The sequence below is a fragment of the Actinokineospora fastidiosa genome (assembly GCF_014648415.1).
In the GTDB taxonomy this organism is placed as follows: domain Bacteria; phylum Actinomycetota; class Actinomycetes; order Mycobacteriales; family Pseudonocardiaceae; genus Actinokineospora; species Actinokineospora fastidiosa.
The window spans coordinates 375972-396443 of the sequence record NZ_BMRB01000004.1 but is presented as its reverse complement, the minus strand read 5'-3'; the positions used below and the strand labels follow the sequence as shown (position 1 = coordinate 396443).

The window sequence follows — 20472 nt, the reverse complement described above, 5'->3', positions numbered from 1 at the left end:
TCCCCGCCGGGCAGGCGGCCGTTAGCGGTAGACCTCGAACGACCAGAGCGAGTAGCCCCAGCCGGTGGCCCGGGCCGTGCCGTGGACGCGCACGTAGCGCCCGGAGGCGGCGAGGCCGGTCAGGTCGTCGACGCCGCCGTCTCCCCCGGTCACCGTGCGGACGGTCGTCCACGTGGCGCCGTCGGTCGACATCTGCACCTGGTAGCCGGAGCCGTACGCGGTCTCCCAGGTCAGCTTGACCCGGCTCACCGGGCCGGTGGCGCCGAGGTCGACCTGGATCCACTGCGGGTCGGCGAACTGGCTCGACCAGCGGGTGCCGGGGTCGCCGTCCACCGCGGCCGACGCCGGGTAGGCCGCCGACTCCACGCTCGACGCCGTGGCGGGCCGGTTCCGGGCGACGTCCTCCGACGGCGGCGACGCCTGCCCGAAGGCGAACTCGTCGACGTCGAACAGGCTGCCCGCGCCCCCGGTGAACACCAGGTACAGGGTGTGCGTCCCGGCGGGCGGGGTGAGTGAGCCGGAGACGGTCACGAAGTTCTCCCAGCCGCCGGTCGGCGCGACCGCGACGGAGCCCAGCAGCGGGCCCGTCGGCGACCCGGTGCGCAGGGACAGCGTCCCGCCCGCGCCCGCCGAGGCGACCCGCGCGGTGAAGGACGTGACGCCCGCCAGGGAGTACGGGGTGAACGACACCCAGTCGCCGTTGTCGATGTAGCCCAGCGCGCGGCCGCCGACCGCGGCGGCCTTGTCCACCACCGTGATGCCGTTCTGCGCGCCGAAGTGCTCGGCCTGGCGGGTGCGCGGCTGCAGGATCGCGGTGGCCCGCGCGGTCAGCGGCGGGCTGCCGCTGTCGGCGTACTCGGCGTTCACGACGCCGAAGATGTTCGCGCTGACGTCGTGTTCACCGTCCGCCGTCGTCCGCAGCACGCCCGAGCAGCCGGTGGCGCTGGTGATCGGGTGGCCGTGGGTGTCGTGGCCGAGGATGTAGTCGACCTTCACCCGGGAGCAGTCGACGGCCGGGTCCTCGGCGTCGGCGACCACCACCCGGAACGAGACCTCGTCGCCGAAGGCGAAGGTCTGCCCGTTCGCGGGCAGCTCGATCCGGATGGTCGGCGCGCTGTTGCCCACCGAGATCGGCACGCTCGCCGACGCCGTCCTGGTGCCGTCGCTGACGGTCAGCGTGGCGGTGAAGGACCCGTTGGCGGTGTAGGTGTGGGACGGGTTGGGCGCGGTCGAGTCGACCGTGCCGTCTGTGGTGAAGTCCCAGGCGTAGCTGATCGGGTCGCCGTCGGGGTCGCCGCTGCCCGCCGAGCTGAACGCCACCGTCAGCGGCACGCGGCCCGAGGTCGGCGTGCCCGCGGCCTGCGCGACCGGCGGACGGCCCGCCGCGGTGGTGTGCTCGATGCGGTAGACGGCGGAGTTGGCGTCGCCGCCGAACCAGCCGGTGCCGTAGTCGAGGACGTAGAGCGCGCCGTCCGGCCCGAACTCCATGTCCATGACCTGCGTGCCCGTCCACGGGAACGCCGCGATCGGGCCGGGCGTGGTCCCGGTGCCGACGGTCTTGATCCAGCGCCTGCCGAACTCGCCCGCGAAGAACAGCCCGTCGTAGGACGCCGGGAACTTCACGCTGGAGTTCAGGGCCGGGTCGTAGCGGTAGACCGGGCCCGCCATCGGCGACAGCGAGCCGCCGCCGAGCTCCGGCGGGGTGGACCCGGTGTAGGGCAGCCAGCCGCGCTGGGCGGGCGGCAGCCTGCGGATGCCGGTGTTGTTGGGCGAGTCGTTGACCGGGCCGCCCGCGCAGTCGAACGCCGCGCCCGAGGGGCCCGACGGGAAGGTGTAGTCGACATAGGGGTCGTTGAAGCTGGAGCAGTAGGGCCAGCCGTGGAAGCCGGGCCCGGTGATCCGGCTGAACTCGACCTGGCCAGCCGGGCCGCGGCCGGGGTCGGCGGTGCCCGCGTCGGGACCGTAGTCGCCGACGTAGACGACGCCGGTCGCCTTGTCCACGCTCATGCGGAACGGGTTGCGGAAGCCCATCGCGTAGATCTCGGGCCGGGTGTTCGCGGTGCCCGGGGCGAACATGTTGCCCGCCGGGATCGTGTAGCCGCCGCCCGCCGACGGTCGCACGCGCAGGATCTTGCCGCGCAGGTCGTTGCTGTTGGCCGAGGTGCGCTGGGCGTCGTAGGCCGGGTTGCGGCCCGCGCGCTCATCGATGGGGGTGTAGCCGCCGGAGTCGAACGGGTTCGTGTCGTCCCCTGTGGACAGATACAGGTTGCCAGCCGCGTCGAAGTCGATGTCGCCGCCGACGTGGCAGCACAGGCCGCGGCTGGTCGGCACCTCCAGGACGGTGACCGCCGACGCCGGGTCGATCGTGTGGTCGGCGCGCACGGTGAAGCGGGCCAGGCGGTTGACCCCCGCGAACCGGGCGAAGTCGGCGGGCGTGCCGGTCGCCGGGGCGTCGCCGGGCGGGGTGGACAGGGGCGGGGCGTAGTAGAGGTAGACCCAGCGGTTGGTGGCGAAGCCCGGGTCCGCCTTGATGCTTTGCAGGCCCTCCTCGTCGTGGGTGTAGACGGGGAGGGTGAGCGCCACCTTGGTATTGCCGTTGACGTCGGTGTAGCGGACCGTGCCGTCGCGCGAGGTGTGCAGGACACCGCGGTTGGGCAGGACGGTCATGCCCATCGGCTCGCCGGTCTCTGCGACGCCCTTGGCGAGCGTGACCTGGGTGAACCTCGGCGCGGCCCCGCAGCCGCCGGTGCCCTGCGCGGCGTAGCGGATGCCGCCGAGCAGGTGATCGCGGAAGAGGGGTTCGGCGAAGCTCTCCCGGGTGTGGCCGCCGCCGGTGTACCAGGAGCGGCCGCCGTCGAAGCCGTGGCACCAGGCGATGGGGTGGTCGGCGCCCATGGTGCCGCCGGAGTAGGTGCTCTCGTTCAGCGTCGCGAGGACGTGCACGCGCCCGCGCGGGTTGTCGCGGTAGTTGTACCACTCGTCGAACCGGCTCCACTGCGCCGGAAGGTGCGCGGTGGAGGCGTGCTGACGGTCATGGACGTCGACGGTCGCCTGCTGCGGGGCGGGGTGGCTGGCGAAGTAGGAGCCGACGAGGTCGCCGTACCAGGGCCAGTCGTACTCGGTGTCGGACGCGGCGTGCACGCCCGCGTAGCCGCCGCCCGCGCGGATGTAGCGCTCGAAGGCGGCCTGCTGGCTGCTGTTGAGGACGTCGCCGGTGGTCGAGAGCCAGACGACGGCGTCGAACCGGGCGAGGTTGGTGTCGGTGAACTGGGCGGCGTCCTCCGTCGTCTCGACGGTGAAGTTGTTCTGCTGCCCTAACTGCTGGATGGTGGAGATACCGGCCGGGATGGAGTCGTGCCGGAAGCCCGCCGTCTTGCTGAAGACGAGCACGGTGAAGTCGGGGGCGGCGTGGGCGGGTGGGGTGACGGCGAGGGCTGTGGCCGCGACAGCGCATGCGACAGCGATCCTGCGTTTCACGCTCGGAGCCTTCCTGTCGGGGGACGACAGGCGTGCGCCGATCACGCCATGCGTGCTGGGTGAACTCAGGAGAACCTGATGTTACTGAAAGGATTCACCTGAGGGAAGAGCGCTCCCGCCCCGCCTGTTCCCACACCATCGGGTGACAGACGCCGGGCAACCCGGGGGGCGGCCGCTTCCGTCCTGGGTGCATGAAGACTCTTGTCGGCGTACTGGTGCTGCTGGTGGCCATGACCGCGTGCGGGGAGGGCAGCACTCCCGTGGGCGTCGGACCGGGCGCGGCAGGCCCTACCGGCGTCTACGTCAGTCAGTCGGGGCACGAATTGGTCGAGGGCACGCGGGTGCGCGTCGAGTTCACCGACGACGGCAGGCTGCTGGCGAGCGCGGGCTGCAACACGATGAGCGGGCCCGTCGAGACCGGCGGCGGCAAGGTCGTGGTGCGGGACCTGTCCGTCACCGAGATGGGCTGCGACCCGGCCCGGCACGCGCAGGACGAGTGGCTGGCGGGCCTGCTGACCGCGTCGCCCGCCTGGCGGATGGACGGCGAACGGCTGGTGCTCACCGCGAACGACACCGAGCTGGTCATGGCCAGGGAGACCGTCCCGCCGCTGCTGGGCACGACCTGGGTCGTGGACACCCTCGTCGAGGGCGAGGTCGCCTCGTCGGTGCCCACGCGGGCGACGCTGACGTTCAGCGCGGACCGGGTGGCCGTCGACACCGGCTGCAACACCGGTGGGGCGACCTACCGGATGACCGGGAACGCGATCGTGTTCGAGCCGCCCGTCCTCACCCGGATGGCGTGCGCGCCGGAGGTCATGGCCGTGGAGGACGCCATCGTCGCGGTCATGGACGGCAAGGCCGAAGTGAGCACGGACGGACAAACCATGACCTTGTCCAACGGGGCCAAGGGGATCCGCATGACGGCGGGCTGACTTCCACTTCGGATCGGCCGGTGGGACGAGAACCACGCGTTTGGGTCGTTCCGGTCAGGGTAATAACCGGGAATGATTGTGGCTCCCCTAGGAGGAGGGAGTTCCCGGGTGAGCGGCCGCGTTGGCGTCATCGACATCGGCTCGGTTTCGGCGTGCCTGCAACTGGCCGACGACGGTCCGCTGACCGCCGCGTACAAGTACCCCACGCGGCTGGGCCGGGAGATCCGACCGGACGGCGTGCTGACCAAGCGCGGCGTGCGGCGGGTCGTGCGGGCCGCCCGGGCGACGGTGAGCGCGGCGCGCGAGCTGCGCGTGCGGGAGCTGTTCTGCTTCGCCACGTCGTGCGTGCGGGACGCGGCCAACCGCGACGAGGTCGTGGAGGCGGTGTACCGCTCGGTGGGGCTGCGGCCGCAGTTCCTCACCGGGCCGCAGGAGGGCTGGCTGACCTACCACGCCGCGCGGCACTGGGCGGGCGGGTCCGGGCGGATGCTGCTGCTGGACATCGGCGGGGGCACCAGCGAGATCGTCTACGGCGAGGACACCGTGCCCGACGCCGCCCTGTCGCTCCCGCTGGGCGCTGGCACCCTGACCAGGGCGTTCCTGCACAAGGACCCGCCGACGGAGAAGGACCTGCGCAGGCTCAAGCGGCACGTGCGGCGCTCGCTCGACGACGTCGTGGGCGACCCGGACTTCGACCGCGCCGTGGCCGCCTCCCGGATCCTGCAGCAGCTCGGCAGGCTCGCGGGCGCGCCGCCGCTGGGGGCGGGCGCCGACGCCCGCCGCGTCCTCACGCTGTCCGATTTGGACAAGTGGATCCCCCGGCTTGCCGACATGCCCTCGTCGCGGCGGGCCCGGCTGCGCGGCATCTCCGCCGCCCGCGCCCCGTACGTCCTGGCGGGCGCGATCGTGGCCAGGAGCATGATGCGCACCCTCGACGTGTCCGAAGTGGAGCTGTGCCCGCTGACGCTGCGCGAGGGCATCCTCCTGCACCACCGGGAAGGTGACGAGCCGCTGCCGCTCGACCCGCTGCGGCTGCGCTGAGAGGAGACCGCCATGGCAGCCCCGCTGCCGGAGGACCGCCGCGGCGCGCCGCTGCGCGCGCTGGTGACCGGCGCCGACTCCGGGATCGGCCGGGCCACCGCCGTCGCCCTCGCGGGCGGGGGCGTCGACGTCGGCATCACCTGGCACACCGACCGGGAGGGCGCGGAGGCGACCGCCCGCGAGGTCGAGGCCGCCGGGGTGTCGGCCTTCGTCACCCGGATGGACCTGACCGACCTGCCCACGGCGGCCAGCGCCGTCGACGCGGCCGCCGAGGCGCTCGGCGGGCTGGACGTGCTGGTCAACGCCTCCGGGACGGGCTCGTCGACGCCCCTGCTCGACCTGGACTTCGACGACTGGCGCGCGGTGCTCGACGTCGACCTCCACGGCGCGTTCCTCTGCGCGCAGCGGGCCGCCCGGCACATGGTCGCCGCGGGCCGGGGCGGCCGGATCATCAACGTGACCAGCGTGCACGAGCACGCGCCCCGGGTGGGCGCGGGGCCGTACTGCGTGGCCAAGGCCGGGCTGGGCATGCTGACCAAGACGCTCGCCCTGGAGCTGGCGCCGTACGGCATCACGGTGAACTCGGTGGCCCCCGGCGAGATCTCCACGCCGATGACGGGCCAGGAGGACGCCGACCCGCGCGAGCAGCCCCGCCCCGGCTACCCGCTGGGCAGGCCGGGCCACGCGCACGAGGTGGCCTCCGTGATCGCCTTCCTGGCCACCCCGGCCGCTGGCTACGTCACCGGCGCCTCCTACGTCGTCGACGGCGGCATGCTGCTCATGGGCCCGCAGGCCAGCGGCGCCCTCCAGAACGACGACTGGCGCACGCCCTGACGGACTAGGCGGCGGCCACCCGCAGGTCGGCGACCAGTCCGGCGTAGACCTCGTCGCGGTCGTCGCGGGCGCGCAGGACGGCGGAGGGGTGGGTGGTGGCGAGGACGTCGCGGCCGGCGAAGGGGCCGTCGGGAGCGGGGAGGACGCGGCCCCGGTCGGTCGTGATGCGGAACTTCGGGCCGTGCAGGGCCTTGGCGGCGGTCGCGCCGAGGCAGACCACGAGTTCGGGGTCGACGCGGGTGATCTCGGCGGCCAGCCAGGGCGCGCAGGCGACCACCTCGGTGCGGCCGGGGGTCTTGTGGATGCGGGTCTTGCCCCGTTCGGAGCGCTGGAACTTGAAGTGCTTCACCGCGTTGGTCAGGTACACCTCGTCCCTGGCGATGCCCGCCTCGGCGAGCGCCTTGTCGAGGATGCGGCCCGCGGGGCCGACGAACGGCTCGCCCTCGACGTCCTCGCGGTCGCCGGGCTGCTCGCCGACCAGGACCAGCCGGGCGGTGTCCGGCCCGGCGCCGAACACCGCCTGGGTGGCGTCGCGGTAGAGGTCACAGCCGCGGCAGGTGTGGACCGCGGCGCGCAGGTCGTCCAGCGTCCCCCGGTCGGGGACGTACGGCTCGGCGCTCATACCGGGGTGTATCCCGCTTCGACCGGGGTCAATCCCGTCGTCTGCGCGGCGAGCATGGCCGCGACCGCGGCGGGCCCCCCGGGCGCGGCGACGCGTTGCAGCTCGGCGCCGGTGCCGCGGCGGGAGAGCTCGGCGAGCGTGGAGGTGACCATGCTCAGCTCGCCGAACTCGGCCAGCGCGGGCCGCACCCAGTTGAGCAGGGCGGCGAGGCGGCGGCGGGCGCTGGTGCGCCGCCGGGTGACCGGGTCGACCGCGGCGCCGCGCATCCCGTGGCGGGCCGCGCTCCACAGGGCGGCGGCCATCGTGTCGCGGTCGGGGCGCGGGGCGGGGATGCCCGCGGCGAGGTCGGAGGCCGCGGTGACGACGATGGCCCGGCACAGGGCGGCCAGCAGCATCGCGTCGGCGGGCGTCGGCACGCTGTCGGCGACCCGGATCTCGATGGTCGGCAGGTGCGGTGAGAGCCGGGCCAGCCAGAAGGTGATGCGGTCGTCGGTGAACGCGCCGCAGTCGACGAGCCGGGCGATGTGGCGGTCGTGGTCGGCGGCCGATTCGACCCACGGCGGCGGGCCCGCGGCCGGGAAGGCGGCCTGGGCCAGCGCGCGCAGGCTGGCGTAGTCGGCGTCCCTGCCCTGGCGCAGGGGCGAGTTGGCCGACAGCGCCAGCAGGGTCGGCAGCCAGGGCGTGACGTAGTTGAGCAGGGCGGCGGCCGCGTCCCGGTCGGGCACGCCGACGTGCACGTGCAGGCCGCAGCACTGGTAGTCGGAGAACATGCCGCCGTAGTGCGTGGCGATGCGCGCGTACCGGTCACCGCTGGTCAGGGTGATGGGGCGGGACGCGACGATGGGCGCCCCGGTCGCGATGAGCAGCGCGCCGTGGGCACGGGCCCGCTCGGCGAGCCGGGCGCGGGCGTCGGTGAGCTGGGCGGCGGCCGCCGCCGCGGTGTGGCAGACGCCGGTGGCCACCTCCACCTGGCTGCGGGCGTACTCGTACTGCGGCGTCCACGGCCCGTAACCGTGGCACTGGTCGATGACGGCGGGGCCGCAATCGACCGGTTCTGCGGTGCGCGGGTCGACCAGCAGGAACTCCTCCTCGATGCCGAGGGTGGCTCCCGCGTCGACGCGGCTTCGGGGGTCGGTCGTGTGCATGGGCTGCTCCGATCGCGGCCGAAGTCGGCTCCCCATCATGGTGCGGCGGCAGCGGGCGGGCGGCACACCAAGGACGAGATTCCGCGACGCCCCGCCGCCCGCGCAGCCACCGAACGGGTCGGTTTGCGGCCCGGGACGGGGAGGGTACCCCCGGTCATGACACGCACGGCCGTGCCGCGGACCTTGACGGCGATTTCGCGGAGCGACGCAGCCAAACTGGGGCTGCGCGTCGTGTTTCCGCTGGTGGCGAGCGGTCTGGTCGTGCGCAGACCGCGGACGGTCGGCCTGCTGACGAAGGCGGGCGCCTACCAGGCGATGCTGAACGAGCTCCGCAGGATGCGCGTGCGCTACGGCCCGGGTCCCGCCTCGGTGCGGCTGGGCAAGCGCCGGTTCGTGATCCCGCTGTCCGCCGAGGACGCCGCGCTCGTGCTGGCCGAGACGCCGGTGCCGTTCTCCCCGGCGAACCGGGAGAAGGTCGCCGCGCTCCGCCACTTCCAGCCGCACGGCCTGCTCATCTCCCCCGCCGCCGCCCGCCGCGACCGCCGCCGGTTCACCGAGCACGTGCTGGACACCCCGCTCCCGATGCACCGCCTGTCGGCCCCGTTCGCCGCCGCCGTGAGCGCGGAGGCCGAGGCGATGCTCGAACACGACCGCCTCGACTGGCCCACCTTCGCCGACGGCTGGTGGCGCCTGGTCCGCCGCATCACCCTCGGCAAGGGCGCCCGCGACGACGTCGAACTGATCGACCTCCTGCACACGCTGCGCGCCGACGGCAACTGGTCCTACCTGCACCCCCGCCGCCAACGCCGCCGCCAACGCTTCGCCGAACGCCTCGAATCCCACCTCGACCGCGCCGAGCCGGGCAGCCTCGCAGGCCTCACCGCCGCCCAGGGCTCCCAGGCGGTCGACCAGTTCCCCCAGTGGCTCTTCGCCTTCGACGCCGCGGGCATGGCGGTGATGCGCACCCTCACCCTGGTCACCAGCCACCCGGAGATCCTGGCCCGCCTCCGCGACGAGACCGACCAACGTCCCGTCTTGAGGGCCTGCGTACTCGAATCACTCCGCCTGTGGCCGACCACCCCCGCCATCCTCCGAGACACCACAGAGGCCACGGACTGGGGCCCACCGGGAACCACCGTCGCCGTGATCACCCCCCTGTTCCACCGAGACTCCGGCGACCGCTTCGACCCGGACCTCTGGCTGGACGGCAGGGCCGCCCTCAACCCGGCCCTCCTCCCGTTCAGCACAGGCCCAGCAGGCTGCCCGGGCCGAAACCTGGTCCTGTTCATCACCTCAACCTTGATCCACGCCCTACTCAGCCGCGCAGACCTAACCCCAAAGAAACCCCTGACGGGACCAATGCCAGCAAACCTGAACCCCTTCAAACTGACACTAACAAAAACCAAATAAGAAGCAACGCGCCCACCCACCTACGCAACACGCCCCAGATAACCGTCCGATGGGGTGAACCCGCATTCGTGGGGAGAAAAGCGGTGCTACCCTACCTCGGGCGTGGACGGCTTCGCCGCTCCGCCCTTTTTCCACGCCCGCGCCGCTTTTCTTAGGGGCCCCGCGAATGCGGGTTCACCCCATCGAGGGTTATGCGTAGATGGTTCTGCCAGGTGGTTCGTAGGCGTTCGAGTCGGACGATGAGTTGGATGAGTGTGGGGAGTTCGGTGATGCGGCCGCGGTAGCCGGTGGCCAGGATCTTCCAGTTCTTGAGGTGTCCGATGCAGCGTTCGACGGCTGCGCGGATCGCGGACAGTTGTCGGTTGAACTCGCGCATGTCGGGGTCGGGGAAGTCGGTGTGCGTGGTTTCTTGTGTGGGGTGGTCATGCGGCTGCCTTGGTAGGCCTTGTCCGCGAGGGTCTGGGGTCGGTCGAGTTGTTCGGCCAGGCGCCAGGCGCGGAAGGCGGTGATGTCCTGCAGTGCCGCGGGTTCGTGGTCGGAGACGGCCAGGACGCGGCCGTGCAGGTCGGCGGCGACGTGGACGGTCATGCCGTGTCGGCGTCGGTGTCCGGAGCGGGTTCCGGTGACATCGCGCCTGTTCCCGGTCGGGATCAGGGTGCCGTCGATGATCAACGCGGTGTCCGGGACGACGGTGACCGGCGGGTCCAGGCGAGCCAGTTCGACGGCCAGGACGGCGGTCACCAGCCGCACCGTGCGCGAGATGGTGCTCTGGTGCACCCGATAGAACTTCGCCAGCACCGCTTGGGCGAGGTTGGTGCGCCAGGCCTCCAACGCCAGCACCACCGCCCGGCCGGGGTGAACCGGCGGCGCGGATCCCACGGCACCCGTTCGGCGAACAGCTCCGACAACTCCCGCACCTGGGCATCGGTGAGCCCGGTGATATTCTCTGTCACGCAACGGCCTCTTCGTGAATCGTCTCTGTGGTAGGAAACGATCTTAACGACAGAGGCCGTTGCGCTGCCCCGAGGCGCCGATCACACCCACATCACCCGCATAACGCTCATCGGACGCCCAAGGATCAAATCGCGCTCCGAACCTTGGGTGCGCAGCTCAAGCCTCCGACTCCGCCCCAACCGCCTCCTCCGCACACCTTTGACGAGGCGCAGGCGTCGTAGGGCGACAGGCGGGGGCGTAGGTGGTTCGCGATTTGCTTTTGGGGTGTCCGATGGAGTGAACTCGCATTCGCGGGGCCCCTAAGCGAAGCGGCGCGCGCGGAAAGAAGGGCGGAGCGGCGAAGCCGTTCCGCGCCGAGCAAGGGTAGCACCGCTTCGCTCCCCACGAATGCAAGTCCACTCCATCGGACATAAGCGTCACGCGTGTTGCGTGTGTGGGTGGTTGCGTTGCTTTATCGCGGGGTTCGAGGGAGCGGTCAGGTTAGTACGTGGACTGCTACGGCTACGTCTACTAGGGCTACTGCCATCACCGCTGCGAAGGGGGCTCTGCCGCCTTTTGCGACTCCGATCGCCAGGATCATGCCCGCTACTCCCAGTGCCGCCAGTGCCAGGGGTGTCGGTGGGCCTGGTGGGCCTAGGGCTAGTAGGACGCCGGTGGCGAGCATCAGGGCGGCTGCGGCCAGGATCGAGGAGCGTGCGCCGATTCGGTGCGGTAGGCCGCGTACTCCCGTCGCCAGGTCGTCCGCCAAGTCGGGAATCGCGTTGGCGAAGTGGGCTGCGCTGCCGAGGGTGGCGGCTGCGGCCATCAGCCACAGCGGAGCCGGACCGACGATCACCGGTAGCAAAGCGAACGACACCGTGTACGGGACGACCGAGAAGGCTGTCGATTTGACGCCCAGGTCGTAGGCCCAGGCCGACGCCAAAGCGACCGTGTGGGCCAGGAGGGCTGTCAGGCCGAACAGAGACGTCAGGGCCAAAGCGGCCACGGCGGCGACGATCACGCCTGCACCGACCGTCCGACGGGACACGCGGCCCTCGGCCACCGGCTTGCCGGAGCGGCCCACGGCGGCGTCGCGGGAGGCGTCGACGAGGTCGTTCAGCCAGCCCACCGAGAGTTGTCCACAGAGGACAGCGGCAGCGAGGCCCACGACCTCGGGGACCGTCCTGTCCGCTGCCGCCGCCAAGGCCGCCGCGAGGGCCGTCACGGTGAGGGTGGGCGCGGGGTGGCACGCCATCGCTAGGGCGGCTCCGGTCCGCACGGCCTGCTGCACGGGCCCGAGTGTGCCAGCCTGGAGCACGTGCCACCGACCGAGCAGTTGCCGAGGAACGACATCCGCCTCTACGACCGACTCGCCGACCAGTGGTGGCGGCCTCGGGGTGTGTTCGCCATGTTGCACTGGCTGGCCGCCGCCCGGGGGGAGTTGGTGCCGCCGCCGGAACGGGCGGGGGCCGTGTTGGTGGACCTGGGGTGCGGGGCCGGGTTGTTGGCCCCGCACGTGCGCGGATACCGGCACATCGGGGTGGACATGTCGGCGAGCGGGTTGCGGCAGGCGCGGGAGCACGGGGTGACGGCGGTGCGGGGCGACGTCCTGCGGGTGCCGCTGCGCGACGGGTGTGCCGACGTGGTCGTGGCCGGGGAGATCCTGGAGCACGTGACGGACCTCGACGCGGCGGTCCGGGAGATCGGGCGGGTGCTGGCGCCGGGCGGGCTGCTGGTGCTGGACACGCTCGCGGCGACCCGGCGGTGCCGGTTCGTGGCGATCGGCGTCGCCGAGCGGGTGCCCGGGATGGCGCCGCGCGGGGTGCACGATCCCCGGCTGCTGGTTGATCGCGCCGCGTTGGTCAAGGTCGCCGCGGAAGTGGGTATCCCGCTGCGGTTGCGCGGCATCCGGCCCGTCCTGTCCGACGTGGCGGGCTGGCTGCTGGGCAGGCGGGACTCCGTCCGGCTCCGGCCGGTGCGGGACACGGGTGTGCTGTTCCAGGGCGTCGGCCGGAAGGTGGGATGAGACGGTGGAACGACGGGCCGTGGTGGCCGGGATCGGGGTCGCCGTGCCCCCGGCCTTCGACCAGCGGGTCATGTGGGACACCCACTTCAGCGGCGCGCTGGCCGGGAGCCGAGCGGCCGAGCGGATCTTCGCAGCGTCCGGCGTGCGCACCCGGCACGCGGTGGCCGACCCGCGCAGCGAGGACGTCGCGCACTGGTCGACGGCGGCGCGGATGCGCCGCTACGCCGAGGCCGCCCCGCCGCTGGCCCACCAGGCCGTCACCGCGGCCCTGGCCGACGCGGGGCTGGACGCGGGCGACATCGGGCTGCTCGCCGTCGCCTCCTGCACCGGGTACGGCACCCCCGGGGTGGACATCGCGCTGGCCGGGTCGCTGCCGCTGGACCCGAGGGCGCGCAGGCTCCTGGTGGGGCACATGGGCTGCTACGCCGCGCTGCCCGGCCTGGACAGCGTCAGCGACTACGTCAACGCCAACGGCAGACCCGCCGTGCTGCTCTGCCTGGAGCTCACCTCCCTGCACGCCCAACCGCCGACCGACGACCCCGAGCAGATCGTCTGCCACGCCCTCTTCGGCGACGCCGCGGTGGCGCTGGTCCTGCGACCGGACCGGGGGCCGGGGCTGCGCGTGGTCGACACCGCGTGGCGCACGCACCCGGACACCAGCGACCACATGACCTGGCACGTGACCGACCTCGGCTTCCGGATGAGCCTGTCCCGCCGCGTGCCGGACGTGCTGGGCGTCGAGGTGGAGTTGCTCGCCAAGGACCTGCTGGACCCGCACGGCCTCACCGCGGCCGACGTCGACCACTGGGCGGTGCACCCGGGCGGGCCGCGCATCCTGACCGTGGTCGAACAGGGCCTGGGGCTGCCGGACACCGCGCTCGCCGAGTCGCGCCGGGTGTTGGCCGACTACGGCAACTGCTCCTCGGCGACAGTCGGGCTGATCCTGCGCCGCCTAGCCCCGGCCCCCGGGGAGACGGTCGTGGCGATGGCGTTCGGCCCGGGCCTGACCCTGTCCGGCGCGCTGATGGTGGCCGAGCCCTGAGCGTCGTGATCGTGGGGGCAGGCCCGGTCGGCATGACGGCCGCGCTGCTGCTGGTCCGGCGCGGGATGGACGTGACCGTCCTGGAGCGGCACGCGGAGCCGTACCCGCTCCCCCGCGCGGTGCACCTGGACGGCGAGGCCGTGGACATCCTGCGCGGGGCCGGGGTGCTGGAGCCGTTCCTGCGCATCAGCCGGGCCATGCCGGGACTGCGGCTGGTCGACGCCGGGCACCGGGTGCTGGCCGAGTTCCGCCGCGCGCCCGTCGGCCGGTTCGGGCACCCGGACGCGTCCCTGTTCGACCAGCCCGCGCTGGACGCCGTGCTCGCCGCCGCGCTGCCGGACGGCGTCATCCGGCGCGGCGTGGACGTGGTGGCGGTCGAGCCGGGTCCGGTGGTGGTGTGCGCGGACGGCACGCGGATCGCGGCGGAGGCGGTCCTCGGCTGCGACGGGGCCGACAGCGTGGTCCGGCGCTCGCTCGGCATCGGAGTGCGGGAGCTGCGCCCCGCCGAGCGGTGGCTGGTGGTGGACGCGGTGTCCCCCGAACCGGTGGACATGTGGGACGGCGTGCACCAGGTGTGCGCCGAGCGCCCGGCGACGTTCATGCGAGTGGTGGGAGACCGTTACCGCTGGGAGTTCCGGCTGCGCCCCGGCGAGGACGGCGGGTCACTGTCCCCACCGGACGGTCCGACGGTCATCCGCCGCGCCGTCTACACCTTCCACGCCCGGGTCGCCGAGCGCTGGCGGCTGGGCCGGGTGTTCCTGCTGGGCGACGCCGCGCACCTGACGCCCCCGTTCGCCGGGCAGGGACTCGGCGCGGGCCTGCGAGACGCGGTGAACCTGGCGTGGAAGCTGGACTACGTGCTCGACCGCGGCGCCCCGGACGAGCTGTTGGACACCTACCAGGCCGAACGGCTCCCCCACGCGCTCACCACCATCCGGGCGGCGCGGCTGCTGGGGTGGGCCATGACCGGTGGCCGCGCCCGGCAACGCCTGCTGCGCGCGGCCGCGCACCTGCCGATGGCCGAGGTCGCGCCCCGGCTGCGCGGCGGGCCGCTGGTGCGGCGCGGGGGCGGCAAGGTGCTGCCGGGTGCGAGTTACGACGACTTCGCCGTGGTCGGGAACCGCCTGGTGCGTCCGGACGGCGTGGTCGCGGGAACGGCGCGGACCGCGTCGGGGCTGGCTGCCCTGACGCGGTCCGTCAACGGGTGCCTCAGACCGTCAGGGTCCAGGAGTTGATGTAGCCGGTGTCGGCGCGGTAGCGGTCCTGGACGCGCAGGCGCCAGGTGCCGTTCGCGGTCTCAGCCGACGCGTTCACCGTGTAGGTGGTGTTGACGTCGTTGCTGGAGTCGTTGCTGGTGCTCTTGAGCCGGTACACCGAGCCGTCCGGCGCGACCAGGTCGATCTGCAGGTCGCCGACGTAGGTGTGGCGGATGTCCACGGCGACCTTGGTCGACGCCGACGCCGTGCCGGTGCAGCCGGACACGGTCACCGAGCTGGTCACCGCGGCGCCCGCGTCCGGGATGGACACGTCGGCGCTGTTGGTGACGGGCGCGCAGGTGGGCGGCGTGGTGCCGCCCGAGCCGGTGTAGAGCATCCGGTTCGGCGACCCGGCGCCGAGGTTGGTCAGCGTGTCCTTGGTGGAGTTCGCGACCAGCGCGTCGCGCACGGTCAGCTGGCTCGCGGTCCGGTTGCCCTCCAGGTACAGCGCCGCAGCGCCCGCGACGTGCGGGGTGGCCATGGAGGTGCCGCTCTTGGTGGCCGTGCCGGTGTTGCTGTTGTACGCGGCGGACACGATGTTGTCGCCCGGCGCCCAGATGTCGACGCAGGGGCCGTAGTTCGACGTCCAGATCTGGTTGTCGACGCGGCCGTCGTTGCGGTCGGTCGCGCCGACGGTGATCGCGTCGGGCGTGCTGGACGGCGAGTCGTCGCACGCGTCGTCGCCGTAGTTGCCCGCGGCGACGGCGGTGACGACGCCGGAGTCCATCATGCGCTGGACGGCGTCGTTGGTCGCGGTCGACTTGCCCGTGCGCAGGCTCAGGTTGGCGACCGCGGGCTTGACGGCGTTGCTCGTCACCCAGTCGATGCCCTCCAGGATGTCGGCTGCGGTGCCGGTGGACGAGCAGCCGAAGACCCGCACGCCGATGAGCGTCGCGCCCTTGGCCACGCCGTAGGCGGTGCCGCCCGCGGTGCCCGCCACGTGCGTGCCGTGGCCCTGGCAGTCGCTGGTGTCGTTGTCGTTGTCCACCGTGTCGCGCCCGTGCTTGGCGCGGCCGCCGAAGTCCTGGTGGTTGATGTTGATGCCGGTGTCGATGATGTAGACGTTGACCCCGGCGCCGGTCGCGGTGTACTCGTACCGGCTGTCCAGCGGCAGGTCGCGCTGGTCGACGCGGTCCAGGCCCCAGGTGGGGTTCTGCTGGACGTCGGCCAGTTCGACCCGGTGGTTCTGCTCGACGTAGGCGACCCTCGGGTCGGCGGCGAGCCTGCGGGCCTCCCGGTCGGACATGGCCGCGCTGAAGCCGCTGATCGCGCTGGTGTAGACCGTGTCCACCCGGCCGCCGTGCTCGGCGGTCAGCTCGCGGGCCGCCTCGGTCGACGAGCCGCCCTTGAGCACGACGATGTAGCTGCCGCTGATGGCGTCGGCCACGGACAGCACCTCGCCCTCGGCGGGCATGGCGGTCAGCACTCCGCCAGCCACCGCGGTGAGCGCGCCCATGCCCACCAAGGCCAGTTTCTTCCGAACATGCGTCATCTTGCGCTGTTCTCCCTCGCGTAGCCCGCGCGGGCCGGAAGCAGGGACGGCCCGCGCGGGTGTGGTGTGTCCGCCCATGCAGGGGAGGCGGACAGGGGGAACGGTAAGCACGGCAGGGGCTTCGGCCAACCGACGATCGTCAGGGCGCGCCCGTCCCGTGGGTGGTGACCTGCCGGTTTGGCGCGAGACCGGCAAGCGGTAAATCCCGCGAGGGGGAAATTCACGGGCGCGGCGTGTAGTCCGGGGCGCGGGCGCGTCATACCGGTCGGACAGCCATGCGGATGAGAGGGGACGGGTGGAGTTCAGTCCGGGAACCGATGACGGGACCGCCGCCGCGCCCCTAGCGTCGGGGCATGGAGCACGCCCGACCGACGGTGTCGGTGGTCATCCCCTGCTACAACAGCGCGAAGACCCTGGAGGCGTGCCTGCGCGCGCTCCACGCGCAGTCGTACCCGCCGCTGGAGATCGTCGTCGCGGACGACCGCAGCACCGACGACTCGCGGGAGATCGCCGCCCGGCACGGCTGTGTTGTCGTGCCCGCCGAGGTGAACACCGGCCCGTCCGGCGCGCGGAACCGGGGCGTGGCCGCCAGTTCCGGCGACGTGCTGTTCTTCCTGGACTCCGATGTCGCGTTGGAGCCCGACGCGATCGCCAGCGCGGTGCGGCTGCTGGAATCCGAGCCGGACCTCGGATGCGTGCACGGGATGTATACGACGGAGCCGTTGAACGAGGACGGCTTCATCGCGCGCTACCGCCTCCTGCACAGCCGTCACTGGCATGAACGGCACGCGGGCCGGGTGCGCACGGCGTTCTTCGCGTTGGCCGCCATGCCGCGCCGGGTGTTCGACGAGGTCGGGCCGTTCGACGAGAACCTGCGCGAGTCCGAGGACGTGGAGTACTCCGACCGCCTGCATCCGCGTTTCGGCATCCTGCTGACCGACTCGGTGCAGGGCGGCCACGACGACGAGACCGCGCTGCTCCCCCTGCTGCGCACCCAGTTCAAGCGCGCTCAGCTGCTCGTCCCGGTGGCGCTGGTGGAGCGCGGCGCGGGCCGGGGCGGGGTGCGGGCCAACCGGTTCTCCGGGGTCGCCGCCGCCGGGCTGGCCGTCGCCGCGCTGCCGTTTAGTCTGGTGTGGACGGAGGCGCTGATCGTCGCCGCCGCCATGGTGGGCGTGTTCGCCGTGATCGAGCCGAGTTTGTCCCGCTATGTGTTGCGCGAGCGCGGTCCCGGCTTCCTGGTGGGGTTCACGGCGGTGCACTTCCTGCTGCACCTGGCGATCGTCGCGGGGGCCTCGGTCGGCGCGCTGCGGTTTCTGGTGGACAAGGACTTCGGGCCGAGCAGGCTGGCGCGGCCGCGATGGCTGGGTCGGGCCGTCACGGTGGTGGTGACCGCCGTGGTGCTGGTCTTCGTCCTGTGGGCGCTGCGGTCGCTGGAGTGGTCCGCGCTGGCGGACACGCTGGGCGACCCCGCAGCGCCGCCGATGCTGGGCGCGGCGGTCGCGGCGAACACGGGCGGGCTCGTGCTGGCCATGCTGGGCTGGCGGAGCGTCCTGGTGGACAGCGGACCCCGGGTGGGCGTGCGCGACAGCGCGCGCATCTTCTTCGTCGGGATGGTCACCAAGCTGGTGCCGGGCCGGGTGTGGGCGGTGCTGACGCACGTGCGCTACGGCAAGGCCGCCGGGATCACGCCAGCCCGCATGGTGGCGGTGTACCTGCTCAACATCCCGATCGGGCTGCTCACCGCGGCCGTGGTCGGCCTGCTGGCGGTGCCCGCGGACACCGCGTGGGCTGTTGCGGTCCCGGCGGCCGTCGCGGTCGCCGTGTTCGTGTGGCCGGACTCGGTCAACCGGCTGTCGGCGCTCACCCTGCGGCTGGCGAGGCGGGAACGGCCCGACCGGTTCGCCTCGCCGAGGGCGGTGCGCGCCTCGATCGGGTTCTCCCTGGTGTCGTGGCTGGTGTCGGGTCTGCACCTGTGGGCGCTCGCGGTCCTGTTCGGCGCGGACCCCGGTCCGGCGCTGCCGGTGTGCGTCGGCGGGTTCGCCCTGGCGATGCTGGTGGGCAGCCTGGTGGTGGTCGTGCCCGACGGCATCGGCGCGCGCGAGGTGGTGCTGGCGCTTCCGCTGGCCACGATCCTGCCGTGGCCGTCCGTGGCCGCGGTGCTCGTGCTGAGCCGGATCGCGGTGCTGGTCAGCGAACTGCTCGCGGCGGGTGTGTCGCTGCTGGCGGCGGGGAGAGCAGCAGCTCCTGCGGACGGTGATCGGACAGTCCTCGCGGATCGGTGAACCCGTAGCGGTGCACCGGCACCGACGGCGAGGTGAACGCCCAGTCCAGCCGCCACCCGAACGGACCGACGTGCCAGGACGTCGGGTACACCTCCGATCCCGCCTCGGCGGCGTCGCGGACGACGGCGCGCACGGCGTCGAGCTCGCCCATGCTGGGGCTGGTGTTGAAGTCGCCCGCGACCACGACGGGCCGGGGGTTCGCCCGCACGTCGGCGAGCAGGGCGGCGAAGTGGGCCCGCCGCTCCCCCGCCGCGTCGGCCATGTGGGCGAGGAAGGCGCCCGCGAAGTTGTACTGCACGGGGATGTGGACGTTGTAGAACGACATCACCGTGCCACGGACGTCGAGGTCGGTGCGCAGGACCTTCGCGTCGCGGAACTCCAGCGGCCAGGGCAGGCCCGGCCGGTCGGGGCCGACCAGCGGCCGGGCGACGACCGGGAACCGCGTCAGGGTCAGCAGCTCGCCGCGGGCCACGATGGTGTAGCCGGGGAACTCGCGGCGCAGCCGTTCGGTGTCGTCCACGGGCGAGTGGGCCTTGACCACGTCCGGCTCGCCGTCGGTGTGGTGCACGTACTCCTGCAACAGGTACACGTCGGCGTCCTGCTGTCTGAGGAAGGCGTGGAAGGCATCGGGGTCGTCGTGCTGGCTCCAATACTCGGTGTTCCACGCGAACACCCGGACCGCGTCGCGCGGGGCGGGCCGCGCCTCGCCCCAGGTGAACCCGGCCAGGCCGAGCCCGGTGACGAGCGCGGCGACGGACGGCACGACCACCCACCAGCGGGCCGCGCGCGGCACCGTCAGCCCGCGCCACAGCACGGCGGCGAGCGCGGCCATGACCAGGAGCGGGACGGCCGTGAACGTCAGCGGCGGCAACGCGTCGACCACCGACCAGAGCCACCAGCGGCCGGACAGCCGGAGGTGGGCCAGGACGAACCCGGCCCACCCCACCGCCGCCGCGACCAGGAGCCTGCTGCCGCGGCACCACCTCACGCCGGGACCCCCGTGGTGTAGATGCCGCGGAAGCGCGGCGAGGTCAGCCAGTGCAGCACGCCGACCCCGACGGCGAGCGCGATCGTGACGTTCACCAGGAACTGCAGCGCCACGAAGCGGGGCAGGAACAGCACGCCCGCGTGCCGGACGGCGAAGCGGTACATCCCGGCGTCCAGGCCGACCGACAGCGCGAACAGCCCGGCGGGCAGCAGCGCCCACAGCGGGCCGAGCAGCACCGACGGCAGCGTGACCACGGCCAGCAGCGCGGCGACGGCGGCGTAGGCGCGGGTCGCCGTCTCGAAGCCCTTCGCGAACCGGCGGGCGCCCATGTAGAGCGGGATGCGCATCCGGCCGCGGTGGAACAGCTTGCGCAGCAGCACCTTGAGCTTCCCGTCGTGGTCGTGCCGCCCGCGGACCTGCGCGGTGAGCAGCAGCGTGTGCGCGTGGTTGATCCGGTGGCCGTAGTCGACCTCCTCGGTGTGGCGCAGGGCGGGGTTGAACGGACCCGTCTCGGCGAACACCGACGCGCGGATGGCGCAGATGTTGGGGAACAGGAAGGAGATCGGCCCCTCCGAGCTGATCGACCACCAGTAGTACTGCATTGCGCGGAAGCGCTTGACCGCGCCGCCCGGGATGAGCGGCTCCGGGTCCTCCACCCCGCACACCCCGCCGACGGACGGGTCGGCCGCCAGCAGGTCGACCGCGCGCTGAACCGCGTCCGGCTCGATGGCCACGTCGGAGTCCAGGAAGAACAGGACGTCGCCGGACGCGGCGGCCACGCCGAGGTTGCGGGCCACCGCGCAGCCGCCGTTGACCGCGCCGCGCACGACCCGCGCGCCGTGCGCCTCGGCGATCGCTGCCGAGTCGTCGGTGCTGGCGTCGTCGGCGACGATCAGCTCGATGTCCGGGTAGGTCTGCGCGCGGACCGATGCCAGGCACAGCGGCAGCGTGCGGGCGCCGTTGTAGTTGGGGACGATGACCGAGACCAGCAC

Annotated in this window: 16 protein-coding genes and 1 pseudogene; 8 read left to right on the top strand and 9 right to left on the bottom strand. The window is 72.8% G+C overall.

The features are described 5' to 3' along the window. Positions 1–21: 21 nt before the first annotated feature. Positions 22–3477, bottom strand: coding sequence for a ThuA domain-containing protein (locus IEY98_RS23875; RefSeq protein ID WP_189212841.1), 3456 nt, complete (start codon positions 3475–3477; stop codon positions 22–24). 191 nt (positions 3478–3668) lie between these two features. Between IEY98_RS23875 and IEY98_RS23870 the strand changes: the two genes are divergently transcribed. From IEY98_RS23870 to IEY98_RS23860, 3 genes are all read left to right on the top strand, one after another. Further along, positions 3669–4409 carry an META domain-containing protein gene (locus tag IEY98_RS23870; protein ID WP_189212840.1) on the top strand — a complete coding sequence of 247 codons (741 nt, stop codon included), beginning with the start codon at positions 3669–3671 and terminating at the stop codon, positions 4407–4409. A 108-nt stretch (positions 4410–4517) separates the two neighbouring features. Next, entirely contained in the window at positions 4518–5450 is a 933-nt protein-coding gene (locus tag IEY98_RS23865) for a Ppx/GppA phosphatase family protein (RefSeq protein WP_189212839.1), read from the top strand. Between the two features lie 12 nt (positions 5451–5462). After that, on the top strand, positions 5463–6284 hold the full coding sequence (locus IEY98_RS23860; protein ID WP_189212838.1) for an SDR family oxidoreductase: 822 nt from the start codon (positions 5463–5465) through the stop codon (positions 6282–6284). Positions 6285–6288: 4 nt separating this feature from the next. Here the strand turns inward: IEY98_RS23860 and IEY98_RS23855 are convergent, their stop codons facing one another. Together IEY98_RS23855 and IEY98_RS23850 are read right to left on the bottom strand one after the other, a co-directional pair. Then, positions 6289–6906 carry a UdgX family uracil-DNA binding protein gene (locus IEY98_RS23855; RefSeq protein WP_189212837.1) on the bottom strand — a complete coding sequence of 206 codons (618 nt, stop codon included), beginning with the start codon at positions 6904–6906 and terminating at the stop codon, positions 6289–6291. Continuing rightward, positions 6903–8051, bottom strand: a complete 1149-nt coding sequence (locus tag IEY98_RS23850) for a carboxylate-amine ligase (RefSeq protein ID WP_189212836.1) — start codon at positions 8049–8051, stop codon at positions 6903–6905. Before IEY98_RS23850 ends, IEY98_RS23855 begins: the two co-directional genes overlap by 4 nt. 231 nt (positions 8052–8282) lie before the next feature. Here IEY98_RS23850 and IEY98_RS23845 point away from each other — a divergent pair, with 231 nt between their 5' ends. After that, positions 8283–9461: a cytochrome P450 gene (locus tag IEY98_RS23845; RefSeq protein WP_189212835.1), complete on the top strand. Its 1179-nt coding sequence runs from the start codon at positions 8283–8285 to the stop codon at positions 9459–9461. A 151-nt stretch (positions 9462–9612) separates the two neighbouring features. Here IEY98_RS23845 and IEY98_RS33445 read toward each other — a convergent pair whose 3' ends face one another. From IEY98_RS33445 to IEY98_RS23835, 3 genes and pseudogenes are all read right to left on the bottom strand, one after another. Next, complete coding sequence (locus IEY98_RS33445; RefSeq protein WP_373292436.1) at positions 9613–9837, bottom strand: transposase family protein; 225 nt, start codon at positions 9835–9837, stop codon at positions 9613–9615. Between the two features lie 29 nt (positions 9838–9866). Continuing rightward, positions 9867–10202, bottom strand: a pseudogene (locus tag IEY98_RS33440) (transposase); the annotation flags it as partial. Positions 10203–10890: 688 nt separating this feature from the next. Next, positions 10891–11685, bottom strand: a complete 795-nt coding sequence (locus tag IEY98_RS23835) for a UbiA family prenyltransferase (protein WP_229787305.1) — start codon at positions 11683–11685, stop codon at positions 10891–10893. A gap of 27 nt (positions 11686–11712) precedes the next feature. Here IEY98_RS23835 and IEY98_RS23830 point away from each other — a divergent pair, with 27 nt between their 5' ends. Genes IEY98_RS23830 through IEY98_RS23820 form a run of 3 tightly spaced genes read left to right on the top strand, consistent with a single transcriptional unit; the run spans position 11713 to position 14697 of the window. Next, the gene (locus tag IEY98_RS23830) at positions 11713–12420 is read left to right on the top strand and encodes a class I SAM-dependent methyltransferase (protein WP_229787303.1); all 708 of its coding nucleotides are present in this window, start codon (positions 11713–11715) and stop codon (positions 12418–12420) included. A 4-nt stretch (positions 12421–12424) separates the two neighbouring features. After that, positions 12425–13462, top strand: a complete 1038-nt coding sequence (locus IEY98_RS23825; protein ID WP_229787301.1) for a type III polyketide synthase — start codon at positions 12425–12427, stop codon at positions 13460–13462. 11 nt (positions 13463–13473) lie between these two features. Continuing rightward, positions 13474–14697, top strand: a complete 1224-nt coding sequence (locus IEY98_RS23820; RefSeq protein WP_189212833.1) for an FAD-dependent monooxygenase — start codon at positions 13474–13476, stop codon at positions 14695–14697. Here IEY98_RS23820 and IEY98_RS23815 read toward each other — a convergent pair. Continuing rightward, positions 14672–16210, bottom strand: a complete 1539-nt coding sequence (locus tag IEY98_RS23815) for a S8 family peptidase (RefSeq protein ID WP_189212832.1) — start codon at positions 16208–16210, stop codon at positions 14672–14674. The genes IEY98_RS23820 and IEY98_RS23815 overlap by 26 nt on opposite strands. Before the next feature lie 353 nt (positions 16211–16563). Between IEY98_RS23815 and IEY98_RS23810 the strand changes: the two genes are divergently transcribed. Further along, the gene (locus IEY98_RS23810; RefSeq protein ID WP_189212831.1) at positions 16564–18492 is read left to right on the top strand and encodes a glycosyltransferase; all 1929 of its coding nucleotides are present in this window, start codon (positions 16564–16566) and stop codon (positions 18490–18492) included. On the opposite strand, the gene IEY98_RS23805 is transcribed toward IEY98_RS23810, so the two are convergent. Beyond that, entirely contained in the window at positions 18398–19480 is a 1083-nt protein-coding gene (locus tag IEY98_RS23805) for an endonuclease/exonuclease/phosphatase family protein (protein ID WP_189212830.1), read from the bottom strand. The two genes, IEY98_RS23810 and IEY98_RS23805, sit on opposite strands and share 95 nt — an antisense overlap. Then, entirely contained in the window at positions 19477–20472 is a 996-nt protein-coding gene (locus tag IEY98_RS23800; protein ID WP_229787299.1) for a glycosyltransferase family 2 protein, read from the bottom strand. Before IEY98_RS23800 ends, IEY98_RS23805 begins: the two co-directional genes overlap by 4 nt.

Bases quoted from the DNA above. Each gene is read 5' to 3' on its own strand.
- IEY98_RS23870 (WP_189212840.1), top strand. From the start codon at position 3,669: ATGAAGACTCTTGTCGGCGTACTGGTGCTGCTGGTGGCCATGACCGCG.
- IEY98_RS23860 (WP_189212838.1), top strand. From the start codon at position 5,463: ATGGCAGCCCCGCTGCCGGAGGACCGCCGCGGCGCGCCGCTGCGCGCG.
- IEY98_RS23855 (WP_189212837.1), bottom strand. From the start codon at position 6,906: ATGAGCGCCGAGCCGTACGTCCCCGACCGGGGGACGCTGGACGACCTG.
- IEY98_RS23850 (WP_189212836.1), bottom strand. From the start codon at position 8,051: ATGCACACGACCGACCCCCGAAGCCGCGTCGACGCGGGAGCCACCCTC.
- IEY98_RS33445 (WP_373292436.1), bottom strand. From the start codon at position 9,837: ATGCGCGAGTTCAACCGACAACTGTCCGCGATCCGCGCAGCCGTCGAA.
- IEY98_RS23815 (WP_189212832.1), bottom strand. From the start codon at position 16,210: ATGACGCATGTTCGGAAGAAACTGGCCTTGGTGGGCATGGGCGCGCTC.
- IEY98_RS23810 (WP_189212831.1), top strand. From the start codon at position 16,564: ATGGAGCACGCCCGACCGACGGTGTCGGTGGTCATCCCCTGCTACAAC.